This window comes from Vreelandella subglaciescola, assembly GCF_900142895.1.
Lineage (GTDB): Bacteria > Pseudomonadota > Gammaproteobacteria > Pseudomonadales > Halomonadaceae > Vreelandella > Vreelandella subglaciescola.
On sequence record NZ_LT670847.1, the window covers coordinates 1109263 to 1126469 of the forward strand.

14 protein-coding genes and 2 pseudogenes are annotated in these 17207 nt (G+C 58.1%); 8 read left to right on the forward strand and 8 right to left on the reverse strand.

The window, feature by feature from the left end:
- Positions 1–8: 8 nt before the first annotated feature.
- The 3 genes and pseudogenes from B5495_RS05125 to B5495_RS05135 all read right to left on the reverse strand — a co-directional run.
- Positions 9–1187, reverse strand: a complete 1179-nt coding sequence (locus B5495_RS05125; protein WP_079551868.1) for an acyl-CoA dehydrogenase — start codon at positions 1185–1187, stop codon at positions 9–11.
- 120 nt (positions 1188–1307) lie between these two features.
- Entirely contained in the window at positions 1308–1994 is a 687-nt protein-coding gene (csiR, locus tag B5495_RS05130; protein ID WP_079551869.1) for a DNA-binding transcriptional regulator CsiR, read from the reverse strand.
- An 84-nt stretch (positions 1995–2078) separates the two neighbouring features.
- Positions 2079–2573 (reverse strand): annotated as a pseudogene (locus B5495_RS05135) (transposase); the annotation flags it as partial.
- Between the two features lie 218 nt (positions 2574–2791).
- Between B5495_RS05135 and B5495_RS05140 the strand changes: the two are divergent.
- The 3 genes and pseudogenes from B5495_RS05140 to B5495_RS05150 all read left to right on the forward strand — a co-directional run bounded on the left by B5495_RS05140 (position 2792) and on the right by B5495_RS05150 (position 5661).
- Positions 2792–4231, forward strand: a complete 1440-nt coding sequence (locus B5495_RS05140) for an APC family permease (protein ID WP_079551871.1) — start codon at positions 2792–2794, stop codon at positions 4229–4231.
- Positions 4232–4252: 21 nt separating this feature from the next.
- Positions 4253–4428: pseudogene (locus B5495_RS05145) on the forward strand (acyl-CoA dehydrogenase family protein); the annotation flags it as partial.
- 51 nt (positions 4429–4479) lie between these two features.
- Positions 4480–5661 (forward strand): thiolase family protein, encoded by a 1182-nt coding sequence (locus B5495_RS05150; protein ID WP_079551873.1) that lies wholly within the window; start codon positions 4480–4482, stop codon positions 5659–5661.
- A gap of 391 nt (positions 5662–6052) precedes the next feature.
- Here B5495_RS05150 and B5495_RS05155 read toward each other — a convergent pair whose 3' ends face one another.
- The 3 genes from B5495_RS05155 to B5495_RS05165 all read right to left on the reverse strand — a co-directional run bounded on the left by B5495_RS05155 (position 6053) and on the right by B5495_RS05165 (position 9793).
- Positions 6053–8068 carry a TRAP transporter permease gene (locus B5495_RS05155; RefSeq protein WP_079551875.1) on the reverse strand — a complete coding sequence of 672 codons (2016 nt, stop codon included), beginning with the start codon at positions 8066–8068 and terminating at the stop codon, positions 6053–6055.
- A gap of 27 nt (positions 8069–8095) precedes the next feature.
- A complete protein-coding gene (locus B5495_RS05160) occupies positions 8096–8770 on the reverse strand; it encodes a DUF1850 domain-containing protein (protein ID WP_422822023.1) in 675 nt (224 codons plus the stop codon).
- 63 nt (positions 8771–8833) lie between these two features.
- Positions 8834–9793 carry a TAXI family TRAP transporter solute-binding subunit gene (locus B5495_RS05165; RefSeq protein ID WP_079551877.1) on the reverse strand — a complete coding sequence of 320 codons (960 nt, stop codon included), beginning with the start codon at positions 9791–9793 and terminating at the stop codon, positions 8834–8836.
- Between the two features lie 193 nt (positions 9794–9986).
- On the opposite strand from B5495_RS05165, the gene B5495_RS05170 reads away from it, so the two are divergent.
- A protein-coding gene (locus tag B5495_RS05170; protein WP_231897195.1) for an IS5 family transposase occupies positions 9987–10738 on the forward strand; the annotation gives its coding sequence in 2 pieces (ribosomal slippage) (positions 9987–10293 and positions 10293–10738; 753 coding nt in all).
- A 47-nt stretch (positions 10739–10785) separates the two neighbouring features.
- On the opposite strand, the gene lhgO is transcribed toward B5495_RS05170, so the two are convergent.
- Both lhgO and glaH read right to left on the reverse strand, forming a co-directional pair.
- Positions 10786–11985 carry an L-2-hydroxyglutarate oxidase gene (gene lhgO, locus B5495_RS05175; RefSeq protein WP_079551880.1) on the reverse strand — a complete coding sequence of 400 codons (1200 nt, stop codon included), beginning with the start codon at positions 11983–11985 and terminating at the stop codon, positions 10786–10788.
- 105 nt (positions 11986–12090) lie between these two features.
- Positions 12091–13068: a glutarate dioxygenase GlaH gene (glaH, locus tag B5495_RS05180; RefSeq protein ID WP_079551882.1), complete on the reverse strand. Its 978-nt coding sequence runs from the start codon at positions 13066–13068 to the stop codon at positions 12091–12093.
- A gap of 192 nt (positions 13069–13260) precedes the next feature.
- Between glaH and B5495_RS05185 the strand changes: the two genes are divergently transcribed.
- The 4 genes from B5495_RS05185 (at position 13261) to B5495_RS05200 (ending at position 17185) form a co-directional block, all read left to right on the forward strand.
- Entirely contained in the window at positions 13261–13569 is a 309-nt protein-coding gene (locus B5495_RS05185) for a cupin domain-containing protein (protein ID WP_079551884.1), read from the forward strand.
- Between the two features lie 167 nt (positions 13570–13736).
- Positions 13737–14489 carry an electron transfer flavoprotein subunit beta/FixA family protein gene (locus tag B5495_RS05190; protein WP_079551885.1) on the forward strand — a complete coding sequence of 251 codons (753 nt, stop codon included), beginning with the start codon at positions 13737–13739 and terminating at the stop codon, positions 14487–14489.
- Positions 14486–15412 carry an electron transfer flavoprotein subunit alpha/FixB family protein gene (locus tag B5495_RS05195; protein WP_079551887.1) on the forward strand — a complete coding sequence of 309 codons (927 nt, stop codon included), beginning with the start codon at positions 14486–14488 and terminating at the stop codon, positions 15410–15412. The genes B5495_RS05190 and B5495_RS05195 overlap by 4 nt, the downstream gene beginning before the upstream one ends.
- Before the next feature lie 105 nt (positions 15413–15517).
- Positions 15518–17185 (forward strand): electron transfer flavoprotein-ubiquinone oxidoreductase, encoded by a 1668-nt coding sequence (locus B5495_RS05200; RefSeq protein WP_079551889.1) that lies wholly within the window; start codon positions 15518–15520, stop codon positions 17183–17185.
- The last annotated feature ends 22 nt before the right edge of the window (positions 17186–17207 follow it).

Genomic DNA, 17207 nt, shown 5'->3' on the forward strand with positions numbered 1-17207 from the left:
TCATTCATTCAGAAAAACGCCTGAATACCGGTCTGGGTGCGGCCCAGGATCAAGGCATGAATATCATGGGTGCCTTCGTAGGTGTTGACCGACTCCAGGTTGACCATATGGCGGATCACGCCGTACTCATCTGAGACACCATTTCCGCCATGCATGTCCCGAGATTGACGGGCAATGTCCAGGGCCTTGCCGCAATTATTGCGCTTCACCAGCGAGACCATCTCCGGTGCCCAGTTATCGCTATCCATCAAGCGCCCGACCTGAAGAGCAGTCTGCAAGCCCAGGGTGACATCGGTCTGCATGTCAGCGAGTTTTTTCTGGATCAGCTGGTTGGCGGCCAGGGGGCGTCCGAACTGTTTGCGATCCAGAGTGTATTGACGCGCAGCATGCCAGCAGAATTCAGCGCTGCCCATCACGCCCCAAGCAATGCCGTAGCGTGCCTTGTTTAGGCAGCCGAAAGGACCTTTTAGGCCTTCCACGTTGGGCAACAGGTTTTCTTCCGGGACAAAAGCGTTATCCAGTACGATTTCCCCGGTGATAGAAGCACGTAGCGAGATCTTTCCCTCTATTTTGGGAGTGGTGAAACCCTCAACGCCACGCTCAACGATAAAGCCTTTAATGTGGTTATTGTGGGCGGCAGATTTGGCCCATACAACCGCAACGTCGGCTATAGGACTGTTGGTGATCCAGGTTTTGGCGCCGGTGAGGCGATAGCCACCGTCAACTTTTTCGGCACGTGTGACCATTGAGCCTGGATCAGAGCCGTGGTCAGGTTCGGTTAGACCGAAACAGCCGACTATCTCGCCGCTGGCAAGCTTGGGCAGAAACTTTTGCTTCTGATCTTCCGAGCCATAGGCTTCTATTGGGTACATCACTAGCGACGACTGCACGCTCATGGCCGAGCGATAGCCTGAATCAATGCGCTCTACCTCGCGAGCTATCAGGCCATACGCAACGTGATTGACGCCCGCACCACCGTATTCCGGCGATACTGTCGCGCCCAGTAGGCCGAGCTCGCCCATCTCGGACATAATTTCACGATCGAAGCGCTCTTCACGAAACGCTGATAACACGCGCGGCTGCAGGTTTTCTTGGCAGTAGTCATGCGCGACGTCGCGAATTTGGCGCTCCTCGTCGGTCAACTGCTGTTCCAACAGTAGTGGATCATCCCAGTTGAAGTGGGTCATGGCGTAACTCCTTGGCGCGATCTAGGCAAAAGATTCAGATGACGATAAAACCTCGAAATCCAGCATGGCACCAATGTATCGCTATTATTTTAAAATTTCTACACTTTTGCCCGCCTGTTTTCAAGCCATGCCTTGGCGACGCATTACCCCGGTAATGATGGGCACCGGTGTCATCAGGTGTTCGCGTACCATATCGGTCGCAAGCTGGGTCTCTCGCGCTAGAATGACGTTGACCAGAGCGGTGTGTTCCTGACGCTTTTTTTCAAGGGCGGCATCGGAAAATACCGTTTCCCGCAGCCAAAGGTGGCGATAACGCTCCACCTTATCGAACAGACCTTCGCGAACTTGGAGTAAATGCGGCGAATTGCACCCGGCGGCAATAGCGCTATGAAAATCTTTATGTCGGGAATCCCATATCTCCAGGAGGTCATCTGGTGTGTTGACTTCGGTGACCTTGGCCAATGCATGAGCTTTGGCCAGAATTTCCGCTTCCCATATATCGTCACCGCGTTCAATGCCCAGTTTGAGGATCATGGCTTCGAGTTGGGCGCGGGCGTCGTAGATATCTTGGAGTTCGGCCAGCGACATGGGTGCGACCTGATAACCACGTTGGCTTCTCGCCACCACTAGATGCTCCGCCACTAGCTGCGAAAGGGCTTCACGTAATGGGCTGATACCTAAGCTGTAGGTATCTTTCAGGCGGCTCATCAACAGTTTTTCACCGGGTTGATATACGCCTCTAATAATGTCGTTTTTCAACCAGCGATAGGCACTGATGCCTAGATTCTGCCGGGGAGTGTTGTCCATACAGGTATTGTGTCCATAAAACAGTAAATAATAGAAATTATACCACCATCATAACGGAACACTCGATAGCTTATTACATGGGCGGATGCTGACCATGTTCAGGATTTGGCCCCGACGATCAACGTCGCCATGGCGTGATTTGTGCGTTTTTTTACCTTGGCGCAGGCAATGGATCAGCTCCTTGCGGAGCTGGCCAACGGGCAAGGCATAAATGGTGTTGTAGATCGTTTCGCGACAAACATAAGCATGGCGCCGGTCGGGTATGTCCATGGCCTTGAGCTTGCCGCTAATCTGCTCGGGAAACAACCGCCGACGCAGCATATGGATCATCAGTTCAAAGCGCTCAGTGCCGGGCATCAGCTTGCACCTTGGGCGGCACAGTATACGTCGCTTTTGCCACTGCTGCTGAGCATGCCGGGCACAGTAAGCACGCTGATCAGCCTGGTTACGGCGTACTTCACGGGAGGTGGTAGAGGGAGCGCGCTCAAGAAGCCGGGCAATGTGCTTCAGGCTCATGCCTTGAGTGCGGCTGACTTGGATGGTGGCGCGCTCTTCAATACTAAGTTCGACATATGACATGGAGCAACGCCATAGCGGCATGGTCAGGTGTTGCACCCAGTTTCTGCGGCCAAGGAATCTCTTTATATATTCCATATTCGACCAAAGATATAGGTACCAGATGACATTTTTCTCGACGGTAAGGTTAAGTTATGCAAGCGTATTGTCGATGTTATTTAGAATAAAAGATATTTTATCCATCGCCTAGCCATATTAAGGCTTACGAGAGGAACTGCGATATGAGTAATCAACCGCAAGGCGGCGTAGAGTTTTCGCGAGTATTGGCGCGCACAGACGTGCTGGCATTGGCCTTCGGCGCCATGATCGGCTGGGGCTGGATCGTGCTGACGGGAGGCTGGATCCAGTCCGCAGGCAGTCTCGGTGCCATTACTGCTTTCCTGCTCGGCGGCACGGTCGTGGTGCTGGTGGGGCTGACCTACGCGGAACTCGCCTCGGCGATGCCCCAGGTCGGGGGCGAGCACGTCTACAGCTATCGGGCGATGGGGCACTTCGCCTCCTTTCTCTGCACCTGGGCCATCACCCTGGGCTACGTGAGCGTGGTGGCCTTCGAGGCTGTGGCGTTGCCCACCGTGGTGGAGCACCTCTTTCCGAACTACGCCGTGGGCCAGATGTGGAACATCGCCGGCTGGGACGTGAAGGCCACCTGGGTCGCCGTCGGCGTGGCCGGGTCGATGCTGATGATGTGGATCAACTACATCGGCGTGCGCACCGCCGCCCTGGTGCAGAAGGTCGTGACCCTGCTGATCCTGGCGGTCGGCGTGATGTTCATCACCGGCGCCCTCTTCCAGGGCAGCACCGAGACCATGCAGCCGCTGTTCAGCGTCGAGGAGGGCGTGATGGGTGGCATCATGATGGTGATCATCATGGTGCCCTTCATGTTCGTCGGCTTCGACGTGATCCCCCAGGCGGCCGAGGAGATCGACCTGCCGTTCAAGGAGATCGGACGCGTGCTGATGATCTCGGTGATCCTGGCGGTGTTCTGGTACTCCTTCATCATCCTGGGCACCGCGCTGATGCTCGACCCCGAGGCGCTGGGCGCGAGTTCCCTGGCGGTGCCGGATGCCATGCAGGCGGTCTTCCAGGCGCCCTGGGCCGGCAACCTGATGATCCTGGCCGGCATCGCGGGCATCATCACCAGCTGGAACGCTTTCTACATCGGCGGCTCTCGGGCCATCTACGCCCTGGCGCACTCCGGCATGCTGCCGGCCTTCCTGGCCAAGCTGCACCCCAAGCATCGCACCCCGACCAACGCCATCCTGTTGATGGGCCTGTTCTCCTCGATCGCGCCCTTCTTCGGCCGGCAGGCGCTGGTGTGGCTGGTGGTCGCCGGCGGCCTCGGCATTGTCGTTGCGTACCTGTGCGTGTCGCTATCCTTTGTACTGCTGCGCCTGCGCGAGCCGGACATGCCGCGTCCTTTCCGTGTTTATCGGGGCAAGACGGTGGGAACGCTGTCGGTACTGATGTCAGTACTGATGATCGGACTCTACATGCCGGGTAGTCCCTCGGCGCTGACACTGACCGAATGGTCAATTTTTGTTGGCTGGATGCTATTTGGTTTGGTGCTCTATAGCTGGTCCCGGATGCGCTACGGCGTCGACTATACCGAGAAGGTTATGCAGCGAGAGTTGGCCGAGCAGAGTCCCTATGAGGGGCGTTGATGCTCAAGATGCTGCAGCGCAACGGAAATGCAGTGCCGGGTAACCGACGGCTACCTGCAGCTGTTTGGCGGTACGGTTACACCAGCGAATACCCGATTTCACGGGCCTTTGCAGATGCGCGGGTGCAACGTATTTACGGCGGAACCTCAGAAATCATGAAGGAGGTCATTGCACGCTCAATCTTGGGGCGGGCGTGATTTTTGGAAATATCAAACACATTTTCTGACTGACAGATGGGACACATAACGATGAGTGACAACACCGTAGTCATTGCCGGCGCCGCCCGCACCCCCATGGGTGGCATGATGGGCTCGTTGAGCAGCGTATCCTCACCGCAGCTGGGCGCTGTAGCGATAAGAGCCGCCATCGAACGCTCCGGACTGAAACCGGTCGACATCGACGAGGTGATCATGGGATGCGTATTGCCAGCAGGCCTTGGCCAGGCCCCCGCGCGCCAAGCCTCACGAGCGTCCGGCATCTCTGACAGCGCCGGCTGCAGCACCATCAACAAAATGTGTGGCTCCGGCATGCAAGCGGTCATCATGGCCCACGACCAGATCAAAGCCGGCACCAACAACATCATGATAGCCGGTGGCATGGAAAACATGAGCCAGGCACCGTACCTGCTACCCAAGGCCCGCGCCGGCATGCGCATGGGCCACGGCCAAGTAATGGACAGCATGTTCCTAGATGGCCTGGAAGACGCCTACGACGGCAGCCTGATGGGTGTGTTCGCGCAACAGAGCGCTGACGATTATAAAATCACCCGTGAGCAGATGGACGATTTCGCCATTCAGTCGCTGGAGCGCGCTAACGCCGCCATTAACAAGGGTTGGTTCGAGCCGGAGATTAGCGCGGTCACTGTGTCTGGTCGCGGTGGCGATACTCAGGTGGACATCGACGAACAGCCAGGTAATGCATGCCCCGAGAAAATTCCGACACTGAAACCGGCGTTCCAGAAAGACGGCACCGTGACAGCCGCTAACGCCAGTTCCATCAGTGACGGCGCCTCAGCGCTGGTGCTGGCCTCCAGTGAAGAAGCAAAAGCCCGAGGCTTGACCGCTCAGGCAAAAACTGTCGCCCACGCCACCCACGCCCAGGTGCCGGAAGAGTTCACCCTAGCCCCGATCGGCGCCATCGAAAAAGTGCTGAAAAAAGCAGGCTGGAATAAGAATGACGTCGACCTATACGAAGTCAACGAAGCCTTCGCTGTGGTGTCCCTACTGGCGATCAACGAGCTGGAATTGGATGCGGATAAGGTGAACGTCTACGGCGGCGCCTGTGCTCTGGGGCACCCCATCGGTTCTTCTGGCTCGCGCATTATGATCACATTGATGAACGCCTTGCAGCAAAAAGGTCTGAAGCGGGGCGTTGCCGCGCTCTGCATCGGCGGTGGCGAGGCAACAGCGGTCGCTATTGAGCTGATCTGACGCCGACTGGAAGCCGGCCTTAGTCTTCCTGACTATCCAGCCGGCGCATTGACCAGAGTCCCAGCACGGGGTCGGTTAACAAGTAGAGGAATCAGCGTCAGTGCGGCCTGCATTCGGAGCACTTCCGGGGTGATCGACAACGGTGTCAGCATCCAAAAATCGTAAGGTTCCCAGCAATGGCCGAAATAGCCACCAGCTACCACCATCGGCACAGCCGCCAGGCGATGAAAATAGTGGCGACGGTACTGAGGCCGTAGTCGAGGCAAGCGACAAGGGCATTCAAGACTGAGTTCTCTTCATAACTGAACGCGTACCGTAAAATCTAATCTCCCGCTCGCAGTTGAACTGCAAGTGGGGGCTCAACGTAGCGCCTGTTGATATAGGGAGTCGGTCAGGCGCCGGCGGGAAGCTCGCGGCGGCTGGCTAGCCAGTTGCCGGTAATGATCGCAAGCATCACCACCACCCCGGCGGCCTCGGCCGCCAGACTCGGGTAGAACACACCCACGATAGCGGGCAGCAACACGATACGTGATACCACCGACAAGCGCGCGAACAGGTAGCCCTCTAGCGCCGCGGCGAAGGCACCCAGCGCCAGCAGCCCGCTCAGGCCGGTCCAGATCAGCAGCGGCAGCGGACCGCCGATGATGATTTCGGGGTTGTAGACCATAAACAGCGGAATTAGATACAGGCCCTTGGCGAATTTCCAGGCCTGAAAGCTGGTGGGCATCGGCTTGGCCCCGGCGATCGCCGCCCCGGCGAAGCCGGCAAGTGCAATCGGCGGCGTCACGTTGGAGTCCTGGGAGTACCAGAAAACCACCAGGTGAGCGACCAGCAGCGGCACGCCAAACTCGTTGGACAGCGCTGGCCCCACCAACACGATCAGCACGATGTAGCTGGCGGTTACCGGTAGTCCCATGCCCAGCACTAGGCTCGCCATCAGCACAAGGACCAGCGCCAGCAGCAGGTTGCCACCGGAGAAGGCCAGCATCATCGACGAGAATTTGAGCCCCAGCCCGGTCAGCCCTACCACGCCGACGATGATGCCGGCCACCGCACAGGCCATGGACACCGACACGGCGTTGCGCGCACCGAGCTCGAGTCCCTGCAGTAGCTTGATGACACCGGCCTTGATCGCCTCCCATAGGCGTGTGGACGTCACCGGCTCGCCGCGTTTCGGTGCGACAAACAAGAACGACACCGCAAAGCGCAGCACCGCCACCGCCAGCATGGTGATAATCGCGTAGTAGCCCACCCGCATCGGTGACAGGTTCATTACCAGCAGCCACACCAGTACCGCCAGCGGCAACAGGAAATGCCAGCCGGCGGACATCACATCGCGCACCTTCGGCAGCTCATCCTTGGTCATGCCCTGCATGCCCTGCTTCAGTGCAATGATGTGCACAAACAGATACACGGTGGCGAAGTACATGATCGCCGGGAAGATGCTGACCTTGACAATATCGAGATATGGCATCCGAGTGTATTCGGCAATCAAGAACGCGCCCGCGCCCATCAGGGGTGGCATGATCTGCCCACCGGTCGAGGCCGCGGCTTCAATGCCGCCGGCCTGTTTCGGCTTGTAGCCCAGGCGCTTCATCAGCGGAATGGTAAAAGCACCTGTGGTCACCACGTTCGCAATGGCACTGCCGGAGATCGAGCCCATGCCGGCCGAGGCGATGACCGCCGCCTTGGCAGGGCCGCCGCGCTGGCCGCCGGTGGCGGCATAGGCCAGGTCAATGAAGAACTTGCCCGCGCCGGTGATCTCGAGAAAGGCCCCGAACAGCACGAAGATGAAGATGTAGGTCGCTGCCACGCCCATGGGTAGACTAAAAATGCCCTCTTGCCCGAGATAGAGCTGGCTTGCCAAACGATCGATGTTATAGCCGCGATGCTCCAGTACGCCGGGCAAAAACTGGCCGAGCCAAGGCAGCTCACCGCGCGGTCCGGCAAGGGCATACAGGATGGCGATGATACCGATGACCATCATGCTAAGCCCTACCGCGCGCCGGCTGGCCTCGAGCACGGTCAGCGTGGCGATGCAGCCGATCACAATATCGGTCTGGCTCCAGAAACCGGCGCGCTGGAAGATGGCATCGAGGTTCAATATCAGATAGCCGCCGGTAATCACCGCGCCGGCGAAGAATGCAAGGTCGATAGCCCCGCCAAATAGCCCGCGTTTGTGCTCGGCCCCGAACACTGGAAACATCAGAAAGGCCAGCATCATGATCAGCGACAGGTGGATGCTGCGCTGATAAAACAGGCCCAGCGGTTCGATGCCGGCGGAATACAACTGGAACAGCGATAGCGCAATGGCCACCAGACTGATCAGCCACAGCACGGAGCGCGAGTGATTGGCCTGACTGCCAGGAATGGCAGGAATGGCAGGGGATGCCGCCGTTTCGCTCATGGAGATAGTCTCACCGTTGCGGCGCTCTCAGGAGCGCCTCTGATAACAAGATGTGCTGGCCACTAGCTGAACCGTAACGCCTTGGTTGGCGGCCAGATTACTCAGAGAAATCACCGTGGCCGCTCCAGCGTCCATTCTGGCTTCAGCACTGCTTTCAGTCCTAGTTTCAGCCCTAGCCTCCATCCTTGGTGCCAGTACCACGCAGCGGGTCTGCTCGGCGTCTTCAAACAGCCGGGTTAACTGGGCTAGCCCGGGCTCTCCGTGGCTGACCAGCCGATGGTTTACCTTTAGACTGCCGACGCGCAGCCGATAGCGATTGTCCGGTACCGCCTCGTTGATGTCTTCGATCCAGTAGCCGCCCTGGCCGTCGGAGATCTGTCGTCCCCGGCCGGGAATATGATCCAGCCCGGCGGCAAAATCCGGCAGATGACTGCGCTCAAGCACCATTCGACCGGCCTGATTGCGATAGCAGTCGTGCACTGTGAAGCCTTCCACCGAGTGATTCCAGGCTAGGCACCAGCCGGCACCAACAGGCATCGGCATGCTCACCAGCAACTCGCCGTCGGACTCGGCAACCTGCAGCCACCAGTTCCAGCCATCTCTTTCTTTACTGTTGGCCTGCGCCGGCATGGCCAGCCCTATCAGCAGCAGGATGCCTAATAGCAAAAAAACGGGCTTCAATAACAAGAGGTCGAGCCTCACGGCTCGCCCCTTATCATTTGCTTTGATGATTCTGGTTACACTCGACACGCTGACGCACCCGAATCACTGGCGCTGATGGTCGGCCACTTCTGTCCCGACTTCCTCATAGTAGCGCAGCGCGCCCTCATGGAAGGGGATCGGCGTGGAGTTGACGCTGAACTCGACGGTAGTGTCATTGGCTGCCGGATGGATGGCGATCAGCTCGTCGGTACGTTCGAACAGCAGCTTGGTGATCTGATACGCCACCTCATCATCCAGCTCGCTGCTGGCGACCAGCACGTTGGGAATGCCGATGGTCTGCACCGCCTCGTCCATGCCGTCGTACATGCCGGCACGCAGTTCATAAGGGGCGAACACCGGTTCTTCGTCCATGGCGTTGCGGATTTCCTCTTCACTCAGGCTGACAAGACGCACATCGCGAGTGGTGGCCAGGTTGAGGATCGAACTGGTCGGCGGTCCTACGCTCCAGAAACCGGCTTCGATATCGCCATTGCGGATAGCATCCGCCGTCTCGTTGAAGTTCAAACGTCGCGGATCGATATCGTCATAGGTAATGGCGTTTGACTCGAGCAGCGCTCGGACATTGAGCTCGGTGCCACTACCCGGGGCGCCGACGGAAATCGTTTTGCCCTTGAGATCAGCCAAGGACTCGACGTCAGAGTCGGCCATGGTGACGAGCTGCACGGCATTGGGATAGATAGATGCTAGGGCGCGAATATTGTCGAGCTGGCGCCCTTCAAAAGCATCAGTGCCGTTGTAGGCCTGATAGACCGTATCGGCCAGCGCCAGTGCAACGTCGGAATCACCGCGCCACACCAGTCCCATGTTTTCTACCGAGGCGCCGGTCACTTCGGCCACGGCGTTATAGCCCTCGAGATGCTTGTTGATCAGTTCGGCAAGGCCGCCGCCGTAGGGGTAATAAGTGCCGCCGGTACCGCCGGTGGCAATAGACACTTGCTGGGCCGCTGCCAGCGGCGCTATCGCAATGGCTGACGCTGCCAAGGCGTATCGAATAGCTCGCATGATGCTTCTCCGTTCCGTCCAAAATATTATTGTGATTGGCTACACTGGATCGTAAAACTAACACAACCCGTGACTCACCAACCTCAACCATTCCATGCTTTATGTCGATATTTTTGTTAATTTCTTTAGGGGGCGTTAACAATTGATGATGAGCGTTGAACTGATTTAGCATGGAAAGATTTGAGGATAGACTATGGCTCGGCTACTCCTGCGTGATGATCAATGGCGTCGAATTGAGCCCCTCCTTCACGGCAAGGCCTCGGACCGCGGGGTGACAGCCAAGGACAATCGGCTATTCGTAGAAGCCATTCTCTGGATTGCCCGGACAGGCGCTCCTTGGCGCGATCTACCCGACGCCTTTGGTCGTTGGCATACTGCCTATATGCGCTATAACCGCTGGTGTAAGAAGGGGGTATGGCAGCAGATTTTCGACACGCTAGCCGATGATCCCGACCTGGAACAGCTGATGATCGATGGCAGTATTGTCAGGGTCCATCAACAGGGAGCGGCAAAAAAACCGCTCAGAACGCGGAAGCCATGGGCACGTCTCGAGGGGGCTTGAGCACCAAGATCCATGCCGCGGTCGATGCGCTGGGTAACCCGGTACGGTTGGTTCTTACACCGGGCCAGGCATCGGAGTATGGTGCCGCTCCCGCGTTACTAGACGGTTTTTCCCCGCAAGCGGTGCTGGGCGACAAGGGATACGATTCCACTGCTTTGCGGGACCTTATTCAGGCCGTGGGTGCAGAGCCGGTGATTCCTCCGAAAAAGAATCGCTTGGCGCACATCGAAGTAGACTGGCACTGCTACAAAGATCGCAATCTGGTAGAGAGGTTCTTTCAGAAAATCAAGCAGTTCAGGCGATTGGCTACACGCTATGAGCGACTGGCAAGAAACTACCAGTCACTACTCTGTCTCGTGTCAGCGGTTATATGGCTGGCCTAATTGTTAACGCCCCCTAGTCATATAAGGCTATCGACATTTGTAAAATATCACCCGGCCTCAACCTGCGCCTTCACCTTGTTGACTATATGCGCGCCGATCGGCAGCGCCGAGGTGGCCGCCGGCGACGGTGCGTTGCCAACGTTGATCGTGCGCGGGGTGTTAACGAATAGAAAGTCGTCCACCAGCTTGCCGTCACGCGACACTGCTTGGGCCCGAACGCCCGCCGGATAGGGGGTGAGATCATCAAGTGTCAGGCTCGGGCAGTACTTGTTCACCAGTTCCAGGTAACCCTTCTTGTACAGCGAGTTTTTCATTTCGACGAGGCCGGGCTTCAGGTTCGCCTTCAGCACCTTGAGAATGCCCGGATTAGTCAACATGCCTGCCAGGTCGCGCGGCGAGATATCGCGGCGACGATAGCCTTCACGTTTGAGTGCCAGCACTGCATTAGGGCCAACCGTCACGGTGCCATCGATCATGCGCGTCAGGTGCACACCGAGGAACGGCATCGACGGATCCGGAACCGGGTAGATCAGATGATTGACGATCTGGTTATGCTGCTCCGGTAATAGGTAATACTCGCCGCGGAAAGGACAGATGGTGAACCCCGGATCCTTGCCCAGCATGCGCACGACCCGATCGGCCATCAGTCCCGAACAGGACACCAGATAACGGCTATTGAACTCATCCTGGCGGGTGGTCACTACCACCTCTCGGTTGCGTTCTTCAATAGCGGTGACCTCGCTGGAGTAGCGGACCTCGCCACCCATGCGTTCGAACTCGGCGGCCATGGCCCGGGTTACAGCGGAGTAATCGACGATGCCGCTGGAGGGCACTAGAATGCCGCCGATACCGGTAATATTCGGCTCGCGTTCGCGCAGGTTATCCGCGCTGAGCCATTCGCGCTCGAGCCCGTTGGCTTCAGTGCGTTCCCACAACGCCTGCATGCGCTGCATTTCCATCTCGCTGGTGGCAACCAACAGCTTGCCGCAGATGTCATAGGCGACATCGTGGGCATCGCAAAACTCGCGAGTCGCGCGATTGCCCGCCAAGCAAAACTGCGCCTTGAGACTGCCCGGCGTGTAGTAAACGCCGGCATGGATCACGCCGCTGTTATGCCCCGTCTGGTGGCGCGCGGGTGCGTCCTCCTTCTCTACCAACAACATGCGGCGATCGGGGTAGGCCTGCTTGAGCTGCATGGCAGTAGACATCCCCAGGATGCCACCGCCAATGATGATGAAGTCGTACATCGGTTGCCTTTAGATGCTGAATAGAAAAGTCTGCTGAACGGCAAATGCCACGCCGTTGAGCGTGGCATTCGTCACTTCATATCCACAAGCGCTGCGCCGTCAACATCAAGCCTGGCGGGAGCTGAGCGTGCTGGCATGGGTAAAGCATCCGCGCTGGCGCATCAGCTCGCGGCGCAGATCCGGATGCGCGGTGAAGCGATCGCGACCGTGCAGCCAGAAATGGTTGTTAATCAGCAGGAAGCTGCCTACCGGGTTGGGCACCGACAGAATCGCCGGGCTGTTTTCCAGCGATTTCGATAGATCGGTCAGCCAGTTGCCTTCTTCAAAATCCTGGGGCTGCACAAACTGATCGATATAGGCCATGATCGGCCGGCCGTTATTATCGACATCGAACACCGCATGGTAGACGTCTTTGCCCACGTTCTTGCTTGGCGGTACGCTCCAGCGCATTTCGCGATGGGCCAGCGGATGGTGATAGAAGCGCTCCAAATCTTCCCAGTCGTCCAGATGCAGCAGCAGCGAGTTGCCACCTTCCATATTCTGCTCGTCGAGCTTCATCATCAGCACATAGTCGGTGTCCTGCTCGACGAAAGTACCGTCGTTATGTAGCTCCATCACCCGGTGCGGCTGACGCAGGTAGCTGTCGGAGCTGTCCACGTTCTTGACCACGAAGCGTGCATAGTACTGGCTGCTCATGGCGTCGAAATTGGAGCGCCCCATTAGGTGAGCCACGGCGGTAGCGACCTTGACCATGTCCTCGGCCTGCTCGACGCTGTCGAGCCCTTCGGGAACTACCTGCAGACCGCCGGTATTGCGATCCACCAGAGTGTTGACCAGCACCGCCTGCAAGGTGTTGTCGCACAGGTCATCCAGAATTTTGGCGACTCTGAAACGCAGCATCGACTTGTACTCAAGCGCCTGCACTGGCCACTCCGCTACCGCCTCGAGGAAAGTCTCAACCACTGAGCGGCTGATGGTCAGCTGCAGCAGGCGAGTAGAGTGGGTGGATGGCGCTAGGGTAAAGCCTTGAATATTGGCAGGCAGAGGCATGGCAGTTTCAGGAAGCTGAGTCAGCACGGTCATGTCGGATTCTCCGTCGGGAATGATGATTGTTTTATAAAAGTATCTACACTTTTGCTTTTCGTCAATTATAATGTAAATTATCTACTACCAATGTCTAGGCTCAACCGCTGCACAGACACGGTAGCCTTCAATATGCAGACATAAGCCCGATGTAAACCACTCTTCACCGTGCATGCTCATCAGGAGCCATCCATGACGACACAAAGAGAGAAGGCCACCGCCTGCGTCCAACTCGACAACCACCAGGTTATCGTCACCCGCTGGGACTTTCCTCCAGGCAGCGAAACCGGTTGGCACACCCACGGTCATGATTACGTGGTGGTGCCGGTCGCTGACGGCAGCATGCAGCTGCAAACTCCCCAGGGCGAGCGACAGGTCACTCTCACCATAGGTGAGTCTTACACTCGCCAGGCGGGCACCGAACACAACGTCATCAATGATGGCAGAGAGCCGTTCGCCTTCGTGGAGGTAGAGCTCAAGGCTGGTTCCCAGGCTGAGTAGCTAGATACACGACGTTGCCCCTTTGTTGTCCTGTTCCATCTATGCGCTGCTGGTCTTGCACACTAAGAGCCACCTCTGTTCCAACAAAAAAAAGCCCCGAATCCGGGACCTGTGCAAAATATGATGGTCTCAAATCCGCCATGGATATTTGAATGGAGCCTTTCCCAATGAAAGTACTCGTCGCGATAAAACGCGTCATCGATTACAACGTCAAGATTCGGGTCAAACCGGATCAATCGGATGTCGATCTCACCAACGTCAAAATGGCCATGAACCCCTTCTGCGAGATTGCCGTGGAAGAGGCGGTGCGGCTGAAGGAGAAAGGCGTTGCCAGCGAAGTGGTTGCCGTGACCGTCGGCCCCAAGGCCGCCCAGGAGCAGCTGCGTACGGCATTGGCGCTGGGTGCCGATCGTGCCATTCACGTACAGACTGATGAGCGCGTCGAGTCGCTGGGGGCCGCCAAGGCGCTGGCCAAGTTGGTCGAGGAGGAACAGCCTGAGCTGGTAATTCTTGGCAAGCAGGCCATCGACACCGACAACAACCAGACCGGCCAGATGCTGGCTGCACTGACTGGGCGTGCCCAAGGTACCTTCGCTTCCGACATTACGGTCGAAGATAGCAAGCTCCAGGTGACGCGAGAGATCGACGGCGGTCTGCAGACCCTTGAGCTAACCTTGCCGGCGGTTGTTACCGCTGACCTGCGCCTGAACGTGCCACGCTATGCGAAGTTACCTGACATCATGAAGGCCAAGAAAAAGCCGCTGGACGTCAAGACCCCGGACGAGCTGGGCGTCGAGGTGGCCAGCAAGCTTGCACTGCTCAAGGTCGAACCACCTGCAGAGCGTCAGGGTGGCGTCAAGGTGAGTTCCGTCGATGAGCTCGTAGACAAACTCAAGAGCGAAGCCAAGGTGATTTCATGAAGATTCTGGTCCTGGCCGAACATCAGGATGGCGCATTGGCCGGCGCTACTGCCCATGTGGTTGCGGCTGCTAGAGCCATTGGCGGTGATATTGATGTGCTGGTAGCCGGTGAGAATATTGGCACCGTGGCCGAGGCGGCCGCCAAGCTCGACGGTGTGAGCAGGGTGCGCGTGGCCGATGCCGCCGTTTTCACCCACCAGCTGGCCGAGCCGTTGAGCGATCTTCTGGTCTCGCTAGCTGATGAATACAGCCACGTGTTGGCAGCAGCCTCCACTAATGGCAAGAACGTGCTGCCGCGTGTCGCAGCCTTGAAGGACGTGGCGCAGATCTCCGACATCATCGCCGTCGAGTCCGCTGATACCTTCAAGCGGCCGATCTACGCCGGTAATGCCATTGCCACCGTACAGAGCAGCGATGCGCTCAAGGTGATCTCTGTGCGTGCCACCGGCTTCGATGCGGTCGCCGAGGGTAGTAGTGCAACCATTGAGGCGGTTGAGCAGAGCATCGACAACGGCCTATCGGCTTTCGTCAAGGAAACGCTGGCCGAGAGCGACCGCCCCGAGCTGGGTGCCGCGCGGGTAGTGATCTCCGGCGGACGCGGTATGGGCAGTGCCGACAACTTCACGCTGCTCAGCGGTATCGCCGACAAGCTGGGCGCCGCCATCGGTGCCTCGCGGGCCGCGGTAGACGCTGGCTTCGTGCCTAACGACATGCAGGTCGGTCAGACCGGCAAGATCGTCGCGCCCGAGCTGTATATCGCGGTGGGTATTTCTGGCGCCATTCAGCACCTGGCGGGCATGAAAGATGCCAAGGTGATCGTGGCGATCAACAAGGACGAAGACGCGCCGATTTTCCAGGTGGCGGACTACGGTTTGGTCGCCGACCTATTCGAGGCCGTGCCGGAGCTTGAGCAGAAACTTTAACCCCCCCCCCCCGACGCGCGGCTGTGATTTTTTTCTAGTTGTCGACAGTGATTGGGGTATGTCGTCACTGTCGGCTATCTTCTTTATCTGGGATATCCTATGACAATGGAAACCGAACGCGAATCAATGGATTTCGATGTGGTTATCGTCGGTGCCGGCCCCGCCGGGCTAGCTGCCGCTTGTCGGCTGATGCAGCAGGCAGATAAGGCTGAGCAAGAGCTAAGCGTCTGCGTGGTTGAGAAGGGGTCTGAGGTTGGTGCTCACATCCTGTCTGGCGCCGTGTTCGAGCCTCGTGCCTTGGAAGAACTGTTCCCGGGCTGGGAAGAACGCGGCGCACCGCTCAATACGCCGGCCACTCGCGATGAACTCTACCTGCTCAGAAGTGCCGACAAGGCCCAGAAGCTGCCCAACACCCTTGTGCCTAAGACCATGCACAACACCGGCGGCAGCCAGACGCGCTACGTGATCAGCGCCGGTAACATGTGCCGTTGGCTCGCCGAGCAGGCCGAAGAACTCGGCGTTGATATCTTCCCCGGCTTTGCCGCCCAGGAAGTGGTTCAAGATAAAGACGGCACCGTCCGCGGCATCTTGGTCGGTGATATGGGCGTCGGTGCCGATGGCCAGCCCAAGGACGGCTACACGCCGGGCATGGAGCTGCGCGCCAAGTACACCCTGTTCGCCGAAGGCGCTCGTGGTCATCTGGGTAAGCGTCTAATCGAGCGCTTCGCGTTGGACAAGAACAGCGATCCACAGCACTACGGCATCGGCCTCAAGGAGCTGTGGGACATCCCCGCCGATAAGCACGAGCCCGGCCTGATACTACACGGTTCAGGCTGGCCGCTAGACAGCAAAACGCATGGTGGCTGGTTTCTCTATCACGGCGAAAACAGCCAAGTTATGGTCGGGCTGATCATGGACCTGTCCTACCAGAACCCCTGGCTGTCGCCATTCGATGAATTCCAGCGCATGAAGCACCACCCGGTGCTTGCCAAGCATCTCGACGGTGGTAAGCGGGTCGCCTATGGCGCGCGTGCGCTCACCAAGGGTGGCCTCAACTGCTTGCCTAAAATGACCTTTCCGGGTGGCCTGCTGATCGGCTGCGACGCCGGCACCCTGAACTTCGCCAAGATCAAGGGACTGCACACGGCGATGAAGTCCGGCATGATCGCCGCCGAGACGGTATTTGACGCCATTGCCGCAGGCGATGAAGGTGGACAAGAGCTGACCACCTTCACCGAAAAGTGGGAGCAGAGCTGGGCCTACGCCGAGCTCAAAGAAAGTGCCAGCTTTGGCCCGGCGATCCACAAGTACGGCACGGTAGTCGGCGGCGCTTACAACTTCGTCGATCAGCTGTTTGGCGGTGGCAAGCTGCCCAATATCCGCGACGCTACCCCGGACTACGCCACCCTCAAGCCGGCCGCCGAATTCGAAAAGATCGACTACCCCAAGCCCGACGGCAAGCTGTCCTTCGACATACTCTCCTCGGTCTTTCTCTCCAATACCAACCACGAAGAAGATCAGCCTTGCCACCTCAAGCTCGACGACCCGGCCGTGCCGATCCGCGACAACCTGCCCGAATATGCCGAACCGGCTCAACGCTATTGCCCGGCGGGGGTCTATGAGGTGGTCGAAGACGATGATGGCAAGCCGCAGTTCCAGATCAACTTCCAAAACTGCGTGCACTGCAAGACCTGCGACATCAAGGACCCGGCTCAAAATATTACCTGGGTCGCCCCAGAGGGTGGCGGAGGGCCGAACTATCCCAATATGTGAGTGGCATGCTGAATCAGGCTAA

Bases quoted from the DNA above. Each gene is read 5' to 3' on its own strand.
- B5495_RS05125 (WP_079551868.1), bottom strand. From the start codon at position 1,187: ATGACCCACTTCAACTGGGATGATCCACTACTGTTGGAACAGCAGTTG.
- B5495_RS05165 (WP_079551877.1), bottom strand. From the start codon at position 9,793: ATGCGAGCTATTCGATACGCCTTGGCAGCGTCAGCCATTGCGATAGCG.
- B5495_RS05195 (WP_079551887.1), top strand. From the start codon at position 14,486: ATGAAGATTCTGGTCCTGGCCGAACATCAGGATGGCGCATTGGCCGGC.
- lhgO (WP_079551880.1), bottom strand. From the start codon at position 11,985: ATGTACGACTTCATCATCATTGGCGGTGGCATCCTGGGGATGTCTACT.
- B5495_RS05190 (WP_079551885.1), top strand. From the start codon at position 13,737: ATGAAAGTACTCGTCGCGATAAAACGCGTCATCGATTACAACGTCAAG.
- glaH (WP_079551882.1), bottom strand. From the start codon at position 13,068: ATGACCGTGCTGACTCAGCTTCCTGAAACTGCCATGCCTCTGCCTGCC.
- B5495_RS05200 (WP_079551889.1), top strand. From the start codon at position 15,518: ATGGAAACCGAACGCGAATCAATGGATTTCGATGTGGTTATCGTCGGT.
- csiR (WP_079551869.1), bottom strand. From the start codon at position 1,994: ATGGACAACACTCCCCGGCAGAATCTAGGCATCAGTGCCTATCGCTGG.
- B5495_RS05155 (WP_079551875.1), bottom strand. From the start codon at position 8,068: ATGAGCGAAACGGCGGCATCCCCTGCCATTCCTGCCATTCCTGGCAGT.
- B5495_RS05140 (WP_079551871.1), top strand. From the start codon at position 2,792: ATGAGTAATCAACCGCAAGGCGGCGTAGAGTTTTCGCGAGTATTGGCG.
- B5495_RS05150 (WP_079551873.1), top strand. From the start codon at position 4,480: ATGAGTGACAACACCGTAGTCATTGCCGGCGCCGCCCGCACCCCCATG.
- B5495_RS05185 (WP_079551884.1), top strand. From the start codon at position 13,261: ATGACGACACAAAGAGAGAAGGCCACCGCCTGCGTCCAACTCGACAAC.